Below are 19,110 nucleotides of genomic sequence, written 5' to 3'. Positions count from 1 at the left end.
GGCTTGTTACTTATATATCTACTTTCTATTCTGGTTTTTTCTGGATCAACTACAAACCAAATACATTAACGTAAAACTCTTTGCCGTCATCTGTACTTTCAATGGTATAAGTAATCGGAATAGAGTTTTTACCGCCTTTACCTTCAAAAGAAAGTTCAGCAGCACATGAATAAGTATCTCTCTTTTCATCATGCTCACGGGTACGTACGCTTTCTACTTTGATCTTAATTTGATCGATCACTGCCGCCATTTTTTGATCACGTAATTCATCTTTTGTAATATCAACCACTAAGTTCTTTGCTTCAGTGCTATCACAATTAGGTGTTGAATCACCACATCCCACTAACGGTAATGCTAATGCACTTAATAAAGCTAATTTTAGAATTCTAGTTTTCATACGGGTTATTTCTTCCTTGCTCACGAGATAAAATAAATTTTTCAATATTTTACCTAATAATTATCTCGCAACAATATAGGGTAATAACAGTTAGGATAAGATAACGATAGAGATTAATATTTTAGCGTTAAGAAAAACATTAAGTAAAACCTACGGACTTTAACTTCAATGTTAATGTGCTTCGATTTCTTGTTTGTTAATCACCCCAATAATATCAACACGAATATTTCGCGTATCCGCTCTTCCTTTATCGTCTACTGCACGAATACGATAGCGACCACTTTCTTTGGGATACCATTCTATTGAACGCTGATTTGTACTATTCCCTAGATAAGCATCATCAACAAACCAATAAATAATATTGCTGTCATTATCCGTTGTTGCATTAAATACAATTGATGTATTTGGTGATGAAACACGTCTTAAAGTATAAGTGGTATTACGTAATGGAGATAATATACGAGGAGGCATTCCTGTAATAGCCATATCTCCATTTTTACAGTGGGCAGTAGAAGGTGGTATTCGCTTTGGTAACCCAGCTTGAGCAAATACTTTAGCCAAATCAGAAGGCCAATATTCAAAAACCTCAATCTTGACCTGGTCTTCATTATATGGAGGACAAGCAACTTCTCCCGTCACTTTATCAATTGCTAGAGGACGATAAATTGTATCAACTTTAATTGGTGATTTACCCGGAATAAACCATGTCTTACCTTTCCGTTGACACCATGGCGTAGGTAAATTACCACTCGCTAAACAAATATCGACTTGCTTAATATTTTCAGGAGGCTTAAATCTAGGCTCATTTAAATTCGGATAATCTGCAACAATATTATCTATGATATTAAAAAATAGCGGTGCTGCGGCTTCAGCTCCAATTAACGCACTATTCCCTTTACCATCAAAATTACCGATCCAAACAACTAAAACATAAGGCCCGAAAATTCCACTACTCCATGCATCTCGAAACCCCCAAGATGTGCCAGTTTTCCAATAAACGGGCAATGTCATTGATTTTTGCGCCAAAGTATCATCAGGTCTTCGATGTTGACTTAACATATCCAGCGTAATAAAACTCGCTTCTTCACTTAATAATGGAAGAGGTTTAGCAATAGCATCTGTACTTTGCATTCTTAACGGCTTAAGTTGTCCTCGATTAGCTAATATTGCATAGAGCTTCGCTAATTCTTGGGCTGTAATTTCACCACCCCCTAATACCAATGATAAACCATAATGTCTTTCACTCGCCATATTACTGATCCCAGACATTTGTAGAAACTGGTAAAGCGTTGGATTTTTCAGTTGAGAGGCTATCGACACAGCGGGGATATTTCGGCTGTAATTTAACGCTTGGGTGGCAGAAATAGGTCCTAAAAAGCGTAAATCAAAGTTTTCTGGTGCGTAGCTACCAAAGGTAGAAGGCACATCTTTTAAAATTGTTCGAGGATGTAAAATGCCTTGCTCTATCCCTAATGCATAGATAAAAGGCTTTAATGTTGAACCTGGTGAACGTTTCGCATTAGTGCCGTTAACTTGCCCATGGATATCAGCATTATAATAATCCGCCGAACCAACTAGCGCTTTAACGCCCATATCTCGTGTATCAACGAGGATCACCGAGGCATTTTTCACACCAAGGTGTTTATTTCGTTCAATAAACGCATCAACTTGTTTTTCAACTAAGTTTTGTAATGAAAGATCAATGGTTGTAACTATAGTTGTAGGCTTTCTTGGATTAAACTTTTCCTGCTTTTCAAGTTGCTCAACTAAGTGAGGTGCTATATAAGGCATCTTTTCAGGTTGGCGTAGACGAAGCGGTAATTGAAACAATGCAGATAAATCGGCATCTTTGGGATGTTCTTCCAGCCAATAATCATAAAGCTGATTACGCGTTTTCATTAAAGAAAGGCTAATACCATCACTGTTTGGCTCAATTCGATAACTCGGTGATTGAGGCAATACGGCAAGTGTTAACGCTTCAGGTAACGTTAATTCTTTAGGATTTTTATTAAAATAAATCAGGCTTGCAGCACCAACACTTTCTATATTTCGCCCATAAGGTGCATAGTTGAAATAAGCTTCTAAAATATCATGTTTTGAATAACTGAGTTCTAATTGAATAGCACGTAATACCTGAACAAATTTGCCCCCTACTGTACGTGTATTTAATTGCCAATGCATACGAGCCAATTGCATGGTGATCGTTGAACCACCTTGTAATCGCTCACCATAAACATAACTGACAAAAAAACCTCGAATTAAACTGTAAGGATTAAATCCAGGATGATAATAGAACCAGCGATCTTCATATCGCATGGCGCTATCTATCATCAAAGGCGAAATATCATCTAACTCTGTCCACAATCGATAACGTTCATCATTAGCTAATGTTAAACGCAGTAAATTTCCATTGCTGTCATAGTAGGCTGTTGAAGATAAAAAGCCTTCTGATAGTGCTGGATGTGGAAAAAGGCGAAATCCTACACAAAAGAGGGCGACTAAAAAGCCACCCATCAATATGTTTTGTAAAACTCGCTTGCTTCTCGTCATTCTAAAATAACCAGAAACAAGCACTTGAAATACAAACTAATTTCATTTTACATTGCCATTATTTTGCATCGGTTTGTTAACAGTCATAGCGCCTTTACCAATCGCTAATGCCTGAATTTCCCTGTCATACATAGCTTCTGCAAATGCTGGCGGTATAGAGAATATTCCCGAATTAGTGGCTTTAATTTGGTAGACGAACTCTTGTACTTGTTGAGTTGCAGTACCATAAATAATGACTCGATCTTCTCGAATATCGCTGTATTCTGGTGACCAGCGTGTACCTTTACTACCGGTTGGCGATAACCATTCGACTTCAGGATTGTCCACATTCTCCATTGATTGTTGTATAACTTCAAAACCACCAGGTAATAAGTCCACCAGCACTACATTATTCACACCTTGTTTTGCATTCGCTCTGATTTTTATGTGCACATAAAGTTTTTCACCCAAGGTTGCACTATTAACAACCTCACCTTTTTCATTCACATAATCACGAGAAATTTCCAATCCTCGTGAAAGTGCTTCTTTAGGTTGTTCACTATCAAAACCAGATTGTGTCACAACATACCAAGCAGCATTATTAGTTGGATTATTAAATAAGATCTCTTTAGTACCTGCTTTAAACTGACCTATCGCAGTGGCATTTGTCATAGATGAAATAACAACTGGTGGGTTTTCACCACTTTTTACACTCACCGTTAATGGCTGTGTCGGTGTTGTCATATTTTGGATCTGTTTAGTGTAATGCTCTAACGCCAAGATACTCATTGCTGATGATTGTGTGGTATAGCGCTCTTCTTTAAAGCTCATAACCATATTTTCCAGTAGTTGTGGCGGTATATCTCCCGCTTTTTCTGGGAAGTGCTTCACAATCAAATACAGTCTTGTACTGTCTTGGATCAGAGGATCTAAATAATTATGTGACCACCACGCTTTGCTATAAGCTTTGCTCAGCTCTTGCCATGTGGGTTTGAGTAATTCATCCGCTTGTTTATCCATTTTCAGCATTTTGTAAGATGCCGCTAGATATAAAGCGCCTAAATCACTTTGCCATGTTTTTGGATAATTCTTTTGCATTCGCGTTTGAATAGCCGCAATTTCACCCGTCGTCACTTTACCTTGACGTGTTAATAAATAGACGGCAAAAGCACGCATTCTAAGTTCATCTTGATTATTTAGCCCTGCATTAATGGCAAGTTTAGTTAAATATTCATTGGATGAACGTAATAGCGTATCTGATACAGGATAATTCGACTCTTGTGCCTCAAGTAAAAATTGAACGACATATAAAGTCACAAATGGATCAGTTGATGGTGTTGAACGCCATGTTCCGATAGCACCTTGAGCATTTTGGCGAGTCAGTAATGTTGCCATTGTCTGTTCAAGTTGAGTGCGAATTTTATCTTGTGAATACATCGCCTTCATTTCAGGATTACGTTGATGGAATAACAACGGTATTGCCTGACTGGTTATTTGCTCTGAACAATTATAAGGATAATTAGCCAGATATTGTGCCAATGCACTGCTTAGCACTAAAGGCGAATAAGAAACACGCGCATCCCTTTTTGCATACTCATCATACATTTGGCGAATATATGTGACACTCTGTTCTTTACCATCCATACGACCTAAGCTTGATTGAGTGCGATAAGCTGAAGCTGGGCGAATAGAGAGATTCACCGTTCTTTGAGTCACTTTGCCTTCGTTGTTCACTGAGAAAGTAATAGCGCCATTACCCAATTGCGATTTCGCTTTTAGTCTAAAGGAAACTACTGTTTCTTTTTTCTCACCTAATTCCAATTGATAATTGTTCTGTCCGATAACCTCTAATTGAGGTGCTGCTGTTATCGCCACATCAAGTTTAGTTGTAACACCATTAAGGCTGGTCAGATTATTTGCGATACCTAAAGTGACATCAAATTCATCATTAGGCGCCACTGTAGTAGGAATATGTGGGCTTAATACAAAATCATCACGCACAGTCGTATAGCGTTGCGTATTTCCTATACGATTTGGTGTAACAGATATAGCCATAACTCTTATTTTGCCATTAAAATACTCTGGCACTTTGTAATTAAAGACGGCTTCTCCATCTACTTCTGTAATACCAGACCAATAAGCGACAGGCGCTTCTTTCTTGCGTTTAAATGGATTCAGATAGAGATCGACACCTTCACCCGCATCCCCTCCCGGTGCTGAAGCCAGTGATATCATTTTTCTAAATTCAGGTAAAATGAGATCCAGTATTTGCGTGCTTTCAACTTCTAATGCACGCTTACGGAAGAAGTAATCCAATGGATCTTTTAATTTATATCGAGCAACTTGTAAGATACCTTCATCAACAGCAAAAACAGCAACTTGTTGTGGAGTATCTGTTTTTACTGTAATCGGTAAGGTATCGCCCGGTTTAATAATATCTGGTGACTCTAATTCGATTTGAGCTTGGAAATTTTCACGACTGACTTTAAACGGGACAACGCCATAGCTAAGTGGGCTCATAAATATTTCATCAGAGTTTATATCTCTAACAAATTGAACATTGATGTAGCCATTACCTTGCAATTGCGCAGGTACACGGATTTTTTGTACCGAATTTGTTGTTGAAGATGTAAACCATTGCCAATAATAAACTTTATCTTTCTCTATCGTGATAATACCGCTACCAACATAAGGAGCATTGATGGCAATTTCGATCTCTTCACCCGCTTTGTATGTGTCTTTGTTTAAAGTGAGCTGTAGCTCTGCTTCGCGATCAAGTGAGCGGGTCACATTCGCATTACCCGCAATAGTATAGTTAATGCGATTAAGTACACTACCTTCTTTGTTTTTAACTAATAATACAAAGTTACCCGGAGTCTGTGTTTCTAATGCAAAAGAACTTCCTTTTTCATCAATAGAAAGTGGAACATCATCAATAAACACTTCTTTGAGTTTAGATTGATATTTATAAACACCAGAATTTTGTCGCGTCAAAACAGAGAGATATTTTTGCTCATAGCGTTCTAACGTTAATGTTTCTTGAGCAATTTGTTTTAATGTCGGATCAATTGCAATGAAATTGAGATTGCGCTGTGCATTTTGATTAATATAGTCAAGCGTTCCATCTGCTTTCACACCAATCAGATAATCATGAGGAGATACCATAACACGCGCAGCAGCCGTTACAGAACGACCACTCCCAGCATCAAATGCTTCAGAGATAAGTTGTAGTTGATAAGTAGCATCATCATAAGATGTTAGCCCTAAATCAATATCCGCTAGCCCTTTTTCATTCGTTGTTGTTTCTTCTAAATCGGTTTCAAAACTATCGTGATTACGACGGTTTTCATAAAAACGATAATCGGAATAACGTGAAAAATTAGGATAAATTGGCCTTAAGGTTAATTTGGAAACAACTCGTCTATCTTGTGCAGGAGTGCCAAATAAATTTTGTACATCGATTGAAGCTTTTAATTCAGAAGGTTTTACCCATCCTTGTTGTCTATCTGGCGTTAGATTAAGCGCAACTTTAAGTAAATCAGGCTCAAATTCTTTAACCACAATAGTTGTACTACCTAGTAAGCTGGCATCTTTATTATTTTTACCGACTAAATAGAGATAGATATTCCAATCTCCAGTAGGCGAGTTTTCTGATGTAGTATAGTTTAATTCATTGAAACCAAACTCGTTTAATACCATAGATTGATTTAACATCAATGTATTACGAGGATCTCGAATTTCAACGCGTAAAGGTACGCCTTCAAGGGCTGTCTTCCAGTCAAAGGTACGTGTAATAAGACCGATATTGAAGGTTTCACCCGGTCGATAAACACCTCTATCAGAAAATAAGAAGCTATCAAGAGTACGCGGATCTCTTGGCGTATCATCACCGAAGATATCGAAGCGAGATAGGTTAAGTTGTCTATCGTAATAAGCATCTGTTGGTAAAAATGAAATATCGCCATCTTTTTCAACTAAAAAGAGAACGGCTGTCTGTTCATTTCTAAAATCTTTAAGATTAGGAAAAGCGACATGGCCATCAGAGCTGGTCATTTTACTCAGTAACGTTGTTCCGTTTTTAGCAATAACTGAGACTTTCGCATCGCTAACAGGAGCACCATTATAGATAGATTGCACAAAGACATCTCGAGAACCATCAATCGATGATTTAGCAATGATCCCTAAATCTGTCACAACAACAAAGCGCGCATCAGAAAGCTCTTCGTCGTCATCATCTTCATAGTATTCATCGTCATCTTCGTCTGTTTTGGATGCTTTATTAGGATCCCATGAAGAGAGTTTTAATAAGAATATCCCGCGTCTAGCATTAGGATCAGCTGATAAATAGCGACTTAAATCAATACCTTTATATTGAACTTCACCTTTATCTTCATTATTTAGTGCTGTTTGATAAGTAAAGTGTTCTGTGAAATATTCATCATTAAGGCGACCAAATCGTGTTGAAGTAAAGTATTTATCTTTAAAGGAAACGATGTGTTGTAACTGGCTTGGGATCACTCGTTTTATATCAAGTTGTAGCCCCGGTAAATTACGAGCAGAAACAGTGATCTGTTTGTCACCCGTCATAGAAAGCAAAGCACCTTCAGAAACAAAATTCAGCATTTGTGGATAATCTGGCACACTGACGATTCGGTAACGATCTTCTTTTAGTTGGTATCCACCCACAGATGTTATCCCGCTTGGGATTTTAACCAATATATAGCGATAAGCTGGTGCATTGTATTTAAAAGCAAAAGTGGCTTGCTTTTCTTGCTCATTATCATTCATCTCAAGCATTAGCTTCTCTGACTGAGCAAGAATAGTTTTACTCACATCATTCAAGTTCCAATCATAATAATCGTCTTCATCTTGGCGAATGTCAGTATTTTCTAACTCTAAATTGTGTTGAGGCAATAACCACGCGGAAATCTCATTTTTTATCTCTTTTTCATTTAACTCATCACTTAATGAAATGATGAGTACTCGTGCATCTTTTCCATTTTCAGACTCAACTAATTCACTCTCTACATTTGAAACATTAAGACTGTATAGACTTGGGATCTCAACATGATATGTTTTTTCTTTGGATGTTGTATTGGCGGTTACTGTTGTGGCTATGCCCGGTTCGATTTTAAGAAAAACCTTGCTACTAATGTCTTTTAGCGTTAATTGCTCTGAGTGAACCCAAGCCGTTAATTTTTTATTATCGTAATTGATGACATATTTCAGCTTTTCATTATCGCCATATTTCATTGAAAGGCGTTTTTCAAAACTCTGAATATCGACAGGAGCGTTAAAAGAGATCTTTATAATGGCGTGTTTTTGTGATGGATTTTGAGGATCTTGATAAAATTCACTATTTCCTAACCTGTAATCAAAAGAGGTTGTTTTAAATTCATATCTATTTGATTTCAATGAAAATTGTGGCGATAATAATTTAGTTTCATCGAGCTGAATTTTATATTCACTACCCATAGCAAAAGGCTTTTTGGCTGTAAAAATAAGGGTCGAGCCATTTTGCCACTGCCAATTTCCCTCAATCGCAGGTGTTAATGTCACACCTTCAGTTACCTCTTTATCAATAAGCGCAATAGGTGCTGCGGATCGAGAAAAAGATAAAATGATTTTCTGTGGTTGAGGATTATCATTTGCATAATTGATTTGTGTGGGGCCTGTAAGCTTCACATTAACATTTTGTACAACGATAGGCGCGACATCGATAGGAACGGGTCGATTGAGATAGCTGTGATAACCGTAATAGCCGCCAAACGACGCAACAATAAGAAAAATAATAGAACCTAATGCGGTTTTAGGGTGACCTACTATACCATTTTCGATCTTTCGTAAATGGCGGGCAAAAAAGTCAATCCAAACAGGCGTACTCCATTGTATTTTCCCTATAAATGGGCTGAGTATCTTCTCTAAAAGACGAATACAAAAAACAATGATCCATCCAAATAAACGGATTAGTTTAAAAGGGAAGGAAAGTAAAAAACGCAATACGTCCATATAGATAGTCCTATTTTGCACCGATAAAAACGTATTTCTTATCAGTAAAATTAAGCCAAAGAGCAAAATAAATAGCGTAACTATAATAAAGTAAGAATATAGAATAAGAATGAATACTTATCATTAATTTTAAATTTTATTATATAAAGACAGACTACATTCTTAATATTTTTTCCTAGTATTCCACTTTATTTCAAGACTCTTCTGAGCATTAGTTTGTATCATCTTTTTCTAACAATCATTTAATGTTTAATAAAACACAGTAAAAAAGTGAGTTTTGCAAAAGAAATCGCACTATTAAAGTGCGATTTACATTTTTATAGCGTAAATATTACTTCGCTATTAGAGAATTATAATTCTCTATTAAATATTTATATTCATTTGAAATCGTATTTATGCTACCTGATATATCTTTATTCTCATTGAGTTTTTTCTCTAACACTTTTAACTCAATAACAAGTTGTTGGTATAATTCTAGATATTTTTTAACTGAATAATCAGTACTTTTCATATTTTCTTTATTTAGCAATGCTTCATCACCAAATACTTTTCCTAACTCAATTGATTGTTCCTCAATTTTTGTAATTGCAGCAGAGAGTGCAGCCACATCAATTTTATCTAGGTTCATTGAATCAAGAGTATTAGTTACTGTATCCAATGATTGCATAATTTGATAACGAACAACTAAGCCTTCTTTTTTCACTAATTCAAGCTCTTCAATATGCATTGCTTGGTAATAGTTTTCATATGCCTCAGCGGCTTTTTCTTTCTCATCGATTAGTTTGGCATAAGCATTTTTCACATCTTCATACAAAGTACTTGCTTGTGCGAAGCCATCTAAACGGTAAGTTTCCTTTACAACAAGATAATCGCCCAACTTCAGCAGTTTCTTATATAGATCAACATAACTTTCACCATAAGTATTCCCCACAGTATCTAGCTCTGGGAGTGTAGGAGAAAATGTTTTCATAAATTCAAAAGACTCTTGAGCGCGTTCGGCACCTGATTCGCTCAAATACATAGAGAAAGCACTTCTAACAGGCATTAGCGCACTGTTCGCTTTCATTCTTTTTATTTGATCAGTCTCTGCTTCATTTTCGAGTATTTTGAAAGGTGTTAGATCAAGGGTTTTGCCATTATCAGAACTTAAGCTTGTTAAAACTGTTTTTGTGTTATCTAAAAGACTGACGTTAATTGTTCCCGAAATTCTGCCAGTTTTTTTCTGAATTATGGTGCCAAAATCTTCGTTAAACGTTGCTAACCACAAGTTGCCTTTTTCAATTTTCTGGCTAAATTGAACTTCATCAGATTGAGTGTTTTTTGAATCAGGTTTAGATTGTGTTGTTTGCTCTGTCTTATTTTTATCTTGCGAAGGTATTCCTGTATTCGAATTTTCATTTGAATTATCACAACCCACTGCTGATATTAATAAAAGACTTATTATCGATGCCAATATGTTCTTTTTCATAATCCCTCATTATATTATTAAGTAATCAACCCGCTATAAACTATAATGAGTTTAATAATTAATGGCTATTATTTCTTAAATTAATTTGAAGCATCTCAATAATACTCTTGCTAAGAGTATCGAGCTTTGATTGATAACGTATATTTACTTAAATATAATGTTATATATTTATAAGTATTTTTTAAAGAATTTATAAATATCCTATATTAGCTATTTTCAATTCCTTCTTTTAACGCCTGAGCAATAAGCTTTAATATAAAATCAATAAAGCAGGTACTATCACTTTATTTATCAATGCAATAAAACATCATTTAAATCAATATATAATAAATTAAAAATAAAGAGTTTTCAGAAAAGTGCAGATTGTCATTAATGGTGAATCAACGATATTATAGTGTGTAAAATTATTTGGTTTTTGGTCTAAAAAGATATTTGGATCATTAAAACAATGAACTGAAACCTTGTGATATGATCACGCAATGCTTGTGAAATAGAACGATATGCGGTGTAACAACAGATTTTCACAAATAACTCAAAATTCAATACGTTAAGACAGACAACAACATGACTGACATTCAACACTTAGACTCCCACACACCAATGATGCAGCAGTATCTTAAGATTAAAGCAGAGCATCCTGAAATCTTACTGTTCTATCGTATGGGTGACTTTTATGAACTGTTTTTTGATGATGCCAAAAAAGCCTCTCGCTTATTAGATATTTCATTAACAAAACGAGGTCAGTCCGCAGGTCAACCTATTCCTATGGCAGGTGTTCCACATCATGCTGTTGAAAACTATCTCGCTAAATTAGTTCAACTAGGAGAATCTGTCGCTATTTGTGAACAAATTGGCGATCCTGCAACCAGTAAAGGCCCTGTTGAACGCAAAGTTATTCGTATTGTAACGCCAGGTACTGTCACTGATGAAGCCTTACTTGAAGAGCGCCAAGACAACCTTTTAGCGGCTATTTGGCAAGATAAAAATGGCGCATTTGGTTATGCAACGTTAGATATCACATCAGGGCGTTTTCGTGTTACTGAAATGCCAGATAGTGAAAGCATGACTGCCGAATTGCAACGTACTCATCCCGCGGAATTACTCTATCCAGAAACTTTTGAGTCGATGGCACTGATTGAGCGCCAGCAAGGCTTGCGCCGTCGCCCTATTTGGGAATTTGAACCAGAAACAGCAAAACAACAACTGAACCTGCAATTTGGTACTCGTGATTTAACAGGCTTTGGTGTTGAAAATGCACATTTGGCGCTCTGTGCTGCTGGGTGCTTATTACAATATGTAAAAGATACACAACGCACTGCATTGCCCCATATTCGTAACATCACTATGGAGCGTCCTCAAGATTCAATTATTTTAGATGCGGCGACTCGTCGAAATCTTGAATTAACACAGAATCTTGCAGGTGGTAGCGATAACACACTCGCATCCGTACTTGACCTTTGTGTTACCCCGATGGGAAGCCGCATGCTGAAACGTTGGATACACTCGCCTTTGCGCCAACGTGAACAACTTATCAAACGCCAAGATGCTATTAGTGCATTACAGCCTCTCTATTTTGAACTGCAGCCTTTTTTACGACAAATTGGTGATCTAGAGCGAGTCTTAGCGCGTTTAGCACTACGTTCCGCACGTCCTCGTGATCTTTCTCGTATGCGCCATGCTTTCCAGCAATATCACGATATTCATCAAGTGCTTGAACAAGCTGATATGCCTTACATTAAAGAATTACAAAAGCGTATTAGCCAGTTCGATGAATTATGTGAATTACTTGAACATGCCATTGTTGAAACACCGCCTGTATTAGTACGTGACGGTGGTGTTATTGCCTCTGGTTATAATGCCGAATTAGATGAATGGCGTGCATTAGCCGATGGTGCAAGTGATTACCTTGATAAACTTGAAATCCGTGAACGTGAAAAATGGGGTATTGATACTCTAAAAGTTGGCTTTAATGGTGTACATGGCTATTACATCCAAGTCAGTCGCGGGCAAAGTAACTTAGTACCTATGCACTATGTTCGTCGTCAAACATTGAAAAATGCTGAACGTTATATTATTCCTGAATTAAAAGAGTATGAAGACAAGGTATTAACTTCTAAAGGTAAAGCATTAGCTATCGAAAAAATGCTTTATGAAGAGATTTTTGAAAAGCTACTACCTCACCTTACAGCATTACAAATTAGTGCAGAAGCTTTAGCTGAAACAGATGTTCTTTCTAACCTTGCAGAGCGTGCTGAGTCATTAAATTATACTCGCCCTGAATTAAGTGAAAAAACAGGTATTCAAATCACTGGGGGACGCCACCCAGTTGTTGAACAAGTCCTTAGCGAACCATTTATTTCAAATCCATTACAATTAGCACCTCAACGTCGCTTATTGATCATTACAGGCCCTAACATGGGTGGTAAAAGTACTTATATGCGCCAAGCCGCATTAATTACTTTACTTGCTTATATTGGTAGCTTTGTACCTGCTGAAAAAGCCTTAATTGGCCCTGTCGATCGCATCTTTACGCGTGTCGGTGCTTCTGATGATCTTGCTTCTGGACGTTCTACTTTTATGGTTGAAATGACAGAAACCGCTAATATTTTGCACAATGCAACTGAAAATAGCTTAGTCTTAATGGATGAAATTGGTCGGGGTACATCCACTTATGATGGGTTATCTCTTGCTTGGGCTTGTGCTGAAAACTTAGCAAATCGCATTAAAGCGATGACTCTCTTTGCAACCCACTATTTTGAATTAACTACCCTGCCTGAAAAACTTGAAGGCACTGCAAACATTCATTTAGATGCCGTTGAACATGGCGATACTATTGCCTTTATGCACAGCGTCCAAGAAGGCGCTGCAAGTAAAAGTTATGGTTTAGCGGTAGCGTCATTAGCGGGCGTGCCAAAAGAGGTGATCCGTCGCGCTAAGCAGAAGCTAAAAGAGCTTGAAATGCTATCAGGTCATACTGGCTCTGGTCATGTTGAAACGTCACAGCTGATGTTATTAACAGAAGCAGAGCCTTCTGCCATTGAATTAGCGTTAGATAAAATCGATCCTGATGCATTAACACCTCGACAAGCATTAGAACAACTCTATCGTTTAAAAGAGATGGCAAAATAAGTCATAACAAATACTAAATATTGATAGCAAAAAGGCTCTGTTTGATTTTTCAGAGCCTTTTTTATGGCTTATTTTATAATTTTTCAAATGAAGATAATCAAAGATAAATACAACATTAATTAATTGAAGCATGGCTATATTTCAGTCGCTCACCCAATAACAATAAAGTGTCTTCATCACCATAGTTGTCAAATAAGCGAACAAATGATGATAAAGCAGGATTAAACATCATATCGTCAGTAATTTTCTCATAAATTGTATAGCCATTTGTTTTTAATAAAAAAACTAGTGTAACCTTATCATCATTATAACCTTTATTTATAATTAAACTGTCATTACTTACCATTAAACCATTTATATATTTATAACCACTTTCATAAAAAGTCTTTAAATTGCCATCAGATTGACGTCGAACAACAGAATAGAAATCTCGATAAGCATGTTGAGTAATAAGATAAATATCACCATTAGCATTTTGGGCAACTTCTTTAACACGCAAAGGAAGCCAGCGTGTTTTTGTCACTTCTTTATTCACTAAATTTAGCGTGATTTCTAACGTATTTGTTGTGTAATGGTGGTTATAAAAAATAATGAGGGAATCATCTGATAAAGCGTAATGAAATTGTGTAAACTCACCGAAATCTTCAGCGTAATATTGCTTCACCAGATCTTCTGTATTAACTGAATATTCCCAGCTTTCACCTTCATCTAAACTTGTTAATATCGTCTTATTATCAACTAATACTAATTGCGATGTTGTTTGTGAAAAGAGTAATTTTCCACCAATAAGCGCTAAAGGGAAACGATAATAACTATTGTTAGCCTCTTGCCAAGGAATTAAATCTGCTACTATAAACTCTGTTAAATCTATAGTTTGCCGTCCCTGCTCTGTAAATAAAACACATTTATCGGCAACGCAATATGCGTTATAAAAGCTACCTTGACCTTGTGATACAAAGCGCAAGCCTTCTTTATCAGAAAAATACAGCGTATATTTTCTCTGGTTATCTTGGCGGTGAAGTCTGCCATAAATATCTACATCATATCGGCCACGATCAGATTCAGTTTTAATTAATATTCCGCTAGAAGCATAAAAAGTATTACGCCAATCATAGTGAGAATAAGGGTATGAAGATAATTCAGAAGAGCTTTCATTTTTCCATTGCCATTTAGAGGCGAATCCATGAAAAAGCACGCCATAAAAAAGCAGTAAGCTTAAAATAAATAAACTTGTGATAATGATAAAAGGCTTACGGAAAAAAGGATTCATTGACGCAACTCCGTAATATACAGGGGTTGTTTGCTTTCAACACATTGCTGCTGAAGTAAAAAATAGGTTTGATAACTGCTATTACCTTTTTCTGATAACAAAATATAAAGATTTGAAAATAAGGCAGTTAAAAAAGCAATGCCACTCATGATTAAGCCATAGATAATTCCCATACCTAAAAAGCTATCACCAATAGAATACCAATCCCATTTATCCCAATAATTGCCATTATCATAAACATCAGAAATAGAGAAACTTGCGACCATTGAGAAAATAAAAACACTGACTAATGCGACTATTAACAGTGATAAACGATATGTACGCTGGTGACCAATATATATTTGTCCTGATATTGTATAAGCACCATTATCTGTATGATTATAAACCCCCAAAATAACAGGTCCTGAGTTCTTATCTTCAGCTTGCCAAAAGAACAGTTCAACATCATCATCATCAGCAAGAAACAGATTATGATCAGAATAAAATAAGCGCTCTCTATAACTTAATACGAAAGGATGATTATCAATCAGGCAGGATACTTGCATTATCACCGTCTCACCATTGCGGTGATGCATTTTAATTCTATTACTACTATGAATTTGTATTATTCCTCGAACTCGTTGTACTTTACTTTGCTTTATTTGAGGAAACGATTTTTTAATCACAGTCAATGAAGGTAATGGTGCTGATTTTATTCCAGTAATAATGAGGCGCTCGCCATCTGGCGCTATCAAGGTTTGCTTGGCTATAACTTTATCTAACGCCTTTATTCTCTTTCTATGTTTGGGTCTGGTGCGCTGAAAATAGCGATAAGCTTTTTCTCCGATATAACTGATCCCCGCCATCACTGCGCCACATGCAATAACCATAGAAACAACGATAAAGAAATTCACTTCAAGATAGAGGATCGAAAAATAGCTCCAATAACCGCCAACAAGCGTCAGAATAAATGCAAGCAATAACCATTTTTGTTGTTTTGCTGTTAGCGTGAATTTTCTTTCAGGCTCAAGCCTTCCTTTAGTATCATGATAAATCCATTGCACCCAAAAACTGCCATCCTTCAATAATTCAGCACAGATTTTAAGTTCATCACCTTGTTTTAATCGTTTAAGAAAATCTTGAGAATTAGAAAAATCCTCTTCATTAAGATAGAAGTTTTTACCTGATGCTATTAATCTCACCATTCCATTCGGGGAGATTTTACTTTGGTTAAAATCGCAACGTTCTAATTTAACGTTTAAAAAATAATCTTTCATATCTTCCTTTATTACTTTCATCAGGCTAATAAGGTGCAAGACTGCGGTCTTGTTTTATCGTTTTAAGTCGCATAATACAAGATAAAGAAAAGCCGATTAGTAAATCCACTAATCGGCTTTGGTAATAACAATTTGTCAATTAAAGCTATAAACAGAACAAGGGTGGCTAACTATGCTTTGAAAAGTGCTTCAATACATAATCCCTGACTTTGTAGAATGTCTTTTAAGCGACGCAGTCCTTCAACTTGAATTTGACGAACTCTTTCTCTTGTTAGACCAATTTCTCTACCAACATCTTCTAAAGTTTCTGCTTCATAACCTAATAACCCAAAACGACGTGCTAATACTTCACGTTGCTTAGGATTCAATTCAAATAACCACTTTATGATATTTTCCTTGAGGTTATTATTTTGAATTGTTACTTCCGGCCCTTCTTCATTTTCGTCAGAGATAATATCGAGTAATGCTTTATCTGAATCACCACCAATTGGAGTATCAACAGAAGTAATACGTTCGTTTAAACGTAGCATCTTACTCACATCTTCAACTGGTTTATCAAGTGTTTGCGCAATTTCTTCAACACTAGGCTCATGATCGAGTTTATGTGCTAATTCTCTTGCTGTTCTTAAATAAACATTCAGCTCTTTAACGATATGAATGGGAAGGCGGATAGTACGAGTCTGGTTCATAATGGCACGTTCAATAGTTTGACGTATCCACCATGTCGCATAAGTTGAAAAACGGAAACCTTTTTCAGGATCAAATTTTTCAACAGCACGAATAAGTCCTAAGTTCCCTTCTTCAATCAAATCAAGCAGGGCAAGACCTCGGTTTGTATAACGACGAGAGATCTTAACAACTAAACGTAGGTTACTTTCTATCATTCGTTGTCTTGAAGGAATATCGCCTCGCAACGCTCTACGGGCAAAAAAAACTTCCTCTTCAGCGGTCAGCAACGGAGAATAACCAATTTCTCCTAAATAAAGCTGAGTTGCATCGAGCGCACGCTGGTTGACTCCTTCAATAAGTTCAATTTCATCTTGAGCATCAGACTCATTTTCTGCCTCTTTTGCAGCAACTTCATCGAACTCTTCCATGTTCTCTTCAATTTCATCTGTATATAACTCGTCTACTCTTAGCGTACTTTGGCTCATCAGCTGCTCCTACCCTTGATAATTTAGGTAAACGACTCCTAATTAAAGTCTATTTACCAGTTTATCGCTGTGTCACGACACAACGGGTTTACTGATTTTCCCTTGTAACGAATTACAAAATAAAAGATAACATAATCTATTTTACTGTTAATTTTATTCTTTCTTTATTCAATATATAACTTAACTATTGAGTGCAGGTTATTAACAGTTTTTTTATTATATTTTACGTATATCTATCTATGCGTAAAATTACTCTATTTGATGTACTATTTGTGACTATTTACATCTAAAAAAACAAATAAAAATCCATAATACTAAAATAATATCCAATAATTTATATTACGTACTATTATTAAAAAGATAATCTAATAAAGAAAATACCTACCTAAACAATAGGTTGTTTTATAGTTCATCTTTTCATAACAACGAATCTTTATTCATTTTTTATATAACAATTTTTAGCATACGCATTCATTGGTTGAGAATCAACCGTCTAATTTAACGTTATCTATAATTTTATATTGACCTCTCATTTTCAATAACCTTTAAATAAGCACTTATACTTAGACAAAATTTATTTTGTTTCAATATTTTAATTAATTACAGATAAGAAAAAGCCCTCTTCTTTTTGTAAAGGAGAGGGCTTAACTTTAGGATTATTCACTATACGTGTAAAAAATCACTTACCTATTTCTTAGGCAAATAACTCATTGGGTTGAGTGATTTTTCTTTATAACGGATCTCAAAGTGTAGTCGGACAGAACTAGTTCCTGAGCTACCCATTGTGGCAATTTGCTGGCCTGCATTCACATTTTGTTGTTCGCGCACTAAAATGGTGTCGTTATGTGCGTATGCGCTGAGGTATTCGTCATTATGCTTAATGATAACGAGGTTACCGTAACCACGTAATGCGCTACCAGCATAAACCACTTTACCCGCTGCGGTTGCAACAATTGGTGAACCTTTTGTACCACCGATATCGATACCTTTATTACCACCTGGCGCACTTGAATAGCTTTCGATGATATTACCTTGCGCAGGCCAAATCCACTTACCAGAAACCGTTGTTGGTGCTGATTTCGCTGTCGTTGTGGTATTCGTGTTGGTTGTTGGTGGAGGAGTCGTTATTTTCGGCGGTGTTGTTGCCGGTTTAGTGATCAATGGCCCCATTGATGTGTTATTTGTCGGTTTCGTTTGAGCCGTTTGAACACCTGCACTACTTGGTTGATTGATAACGGATGTGTTCACATTTGTATTGGTTCCCGTATTGACTTGACGGTTACCAATATTCAGCACCTGCCCCACATTTAAACTGTAAGGCTCTGAAATATTATTCATTGATGCCAGCTCTTTTACATCGCTATCTGTTATCCAAGCGATATAAAACATGGTATCACCGCGTTTTACGGTGTACGTATTTCCGTTGTAGTTTCCTTTCGGAATACTGTCGTAGTTACGGTTATACACAATGCGTCCAGAGCCATCAGTACTTACATTTTGCGCTGCAACAGATGTTTGAGGACGAGATTGGTTTTGAGACTGAACCATGCCTCCATTAGACGAAGCGGAGTTCACCTTAATTGAAGGAGGAGGTGACGATTGTAAGGGGGTAGTTCTTTCAATAGGCGTCGCATTACTGTTAGTCATTACAGGTGCGGTTGATACCGTATTATTTGAAGAGCTATCATTTACAGAGGTAATTGGTGCAGGACGATAAGGTGTATCTGCACAGCCTGTTAATGCAAATCCAATTACCGAACACATGATTGCCCAGCGGACATGCTTAATTGGGCTTTCTGAATTCATACTTCCTTCTCCCTTTAAAAAGGCATTAGCATCTAGCAATTTGTCGAGTTAAACAAAAAGACTGCAATTTTTTGAAAATGTTTCATTTATTA

Annotated in this window: 9 protein-coding genes; 1 reads left to right on the top strand and 8 read right to left on the bottom strand. The window is 36.5% G+C overall.

Annotated features, from left to right (window positions below; translation table 11 throughout):
- Positions 1-49: 49 nt before the first annotated feature.
- The 4 genes from DK857_RS02040 to DK857_RS02025 form a co-directional block, all read right to left on the bottom strand.
- Entirely contained in the window at positions 50-397 is a 348-nt protein-coding gene (locus DK857_RS02040; protein ID WP_109395431.1) for a hypothetical protein, read from the bottom strand.
- 171 nt (positions 398-568) lie between these two features.
- Positions 569-2,947, bottom strand: a complete 2,379-nt coding sequence (gene pbpC / locus DK857_RS02035; protein ID WP_109401399.1) for a penicillin-binding protein 1C — start codon at positions 2,945-2,947, stop codon at positions 569-571.
- 42 nt (positions 2,948-2,989) lie between these two features.
- Positions 2,990-8,935, bottom strand: a complete 5,946-nt coding sequence (locus DK857_RS02030) for an alpha-2-macroglobulin family protein (protein ID WP_109401398.1) — start codon at positions 8,933-8,935, stop codon at positions 2,990-2,992.
- Positions 8,936-9,266: 331 nt separating this feature from the next.
- Entirely contained in the window at positions 9,267-10,403 is a 1,137-nt protein-coding gene (locus tag DK857_RS02025; RefSeq protein ID WP_109401397.1) for a DUF3829 domain-containing protein, read from the bottom strand.
- 564 nt (positions 10,404-10,967) lie between these two features.
- On the opposite strand from DK857_RS02025, the gene mutS reads away from it, so the two are divergent.
- Positions 10,968-13,532: a DNA mismatch repair protein MutS gene (gene mutS / locus DK857_RS02020; RefSeq protein ID WP_109401396.1), complete on the top strand. Its 2,565-nt coding sequence runs from the start codon at positions 10,968-10,970 to the stop codon at positions 13,530-13,532.
- 115 nt (positions 13,533-13,647) lie between these two features.
- Here mutS and DK857_RS02015 read toward each other — a convergent pair whose 3' ends face one another.
- The 4 genes from DK857_RS02015 to nlpD all read right to left on the bottom strand — a co-directional run bounded on the left by DK857_RS02015 (position 13,648) and on the right by nlpD (position 19,018).
- Entirely contained in the window at positions 13,648-14,802 is a 1,155-nt protein-coding gene (locus DK857_RS02015) for a hypothetical protein (RefSeq protein WP_109401395.1), read from the bottom strand.
- Positions 14,799-16,058 carry a hypothetical protein gene (locus tag DK857_RS02010; RefSeq protein WP_109401394.1) on the bottom strand — a complete coding sequence of 420 codons (1,260 nt, stop codon included), beginning with the start codon at positions 16,056-16,058 and terminating at the stop codon, positions 14,799-14,801. The genes DK857_RS02015 and DK857_RS02010 overlap by 4 nt, the downstream gene beginning before the upstream one ends.
- Before the next feature lie 170 nt (positions 16,059-16,228).
- On the bottom strand, positions 16,229-17,212 hold the full coding sequence (gene rpoS / locus DK857_RS02005; RefSeq protein ID WP_075673787.1) for an RNA polymerase sigma factor RpoS: 984 nt from the start codon (positions 17,210-17,212) through the stop codon (positions 16,229-16,231).
- A gap of 687 nt (positions 17,213-17,899) precedes the next feature.
- Positions 17,900-19,018, bottom strand: coding sequence for a murein hydrolase activator NlpD (gene nlpD, locus DK857_RS02000; protein ID WP_109401393.1), 1,119 nt, complete (start codon positions 19,016-19,018; stop codon positions 17,900-17,902).
- Positions 19,019-19,110: the final 92 nt, after the last annotated feature.

Origin of the sequence: Proteus terrae, from assembly GCF_003144325.1 — a bacterium.
Classification (GTDB): domain Bacteria; phylum Pseudomonadota; class Gammaproteobacteria; order Enterobacterales; family Enterobacteriaceae; genus Proteus; species Proteus terrae.
The sequence above is the reverse complement of the archived record's forward strand: the minus strand, read 5'-3'. Positions and strand labels throughout refer to the sequence as shown.

Coding starts and splice junctions, on each gene's coding strand:
- DK857_RS02040 (WP_109395431.1), bottom strand. CDS start 397: ATGAAAACTAGAATTCTAAAATTAGCTTTATTAAGTGCATTAGCATTA.
- pbpC (WP_109401399.1), bottom strand. CDS start 2,947: ATGACGAGAAGCAAGCGAGTTTTACAAAACATATTGATGGGTGGCTTT.
- DK857_RS02030 (WP_109401398.1), bottom strand. CDS start 8,935: ATGGACGTATTGCGTTTTTTACTTTCCTTCCCTTTTAAACTAATCCGT.
- DK857_RS02025 (WP_109401397.1), bottom strand. CDS start 10,403: ATGAAAAAGAACATATTGGCATCGATAATAAGTCTTTTATTAATATCA.
- mutS (WP_109401396.1), top strand. CDS start 10,968: ATGACTGACATTCAACACTTAGACTCCCACACACCAATGATGCAGCAG.
- DK857_RS02015 (WP_109401395.1), bottom strand. CDS start 14,802: ATGAATCCTTTTTTCCGTAAGCCTTTTATCATTATCACAAGTTTATTT.
- DK857_RS02010 (WP_109401394.1), bottom strand. CDS start 16,058: ATGAAAGATTATTTTTTAAACGTTAAATTAGAACGTTGCGATTTTAAC.
- rpoS (WP_075673787.1), bottom strand. CDS start 17,212: ATGAGCCAAAGTACGCTAAGAGTAGACGAGTTATATACAGATGAAATT.
- nlpD (WP_109401393.1), bottom strand. CDS start 19,018: ATGAATTCAGAAAGCCCAATTAAGCATGTCCGCTGGGCAATCATGTGT.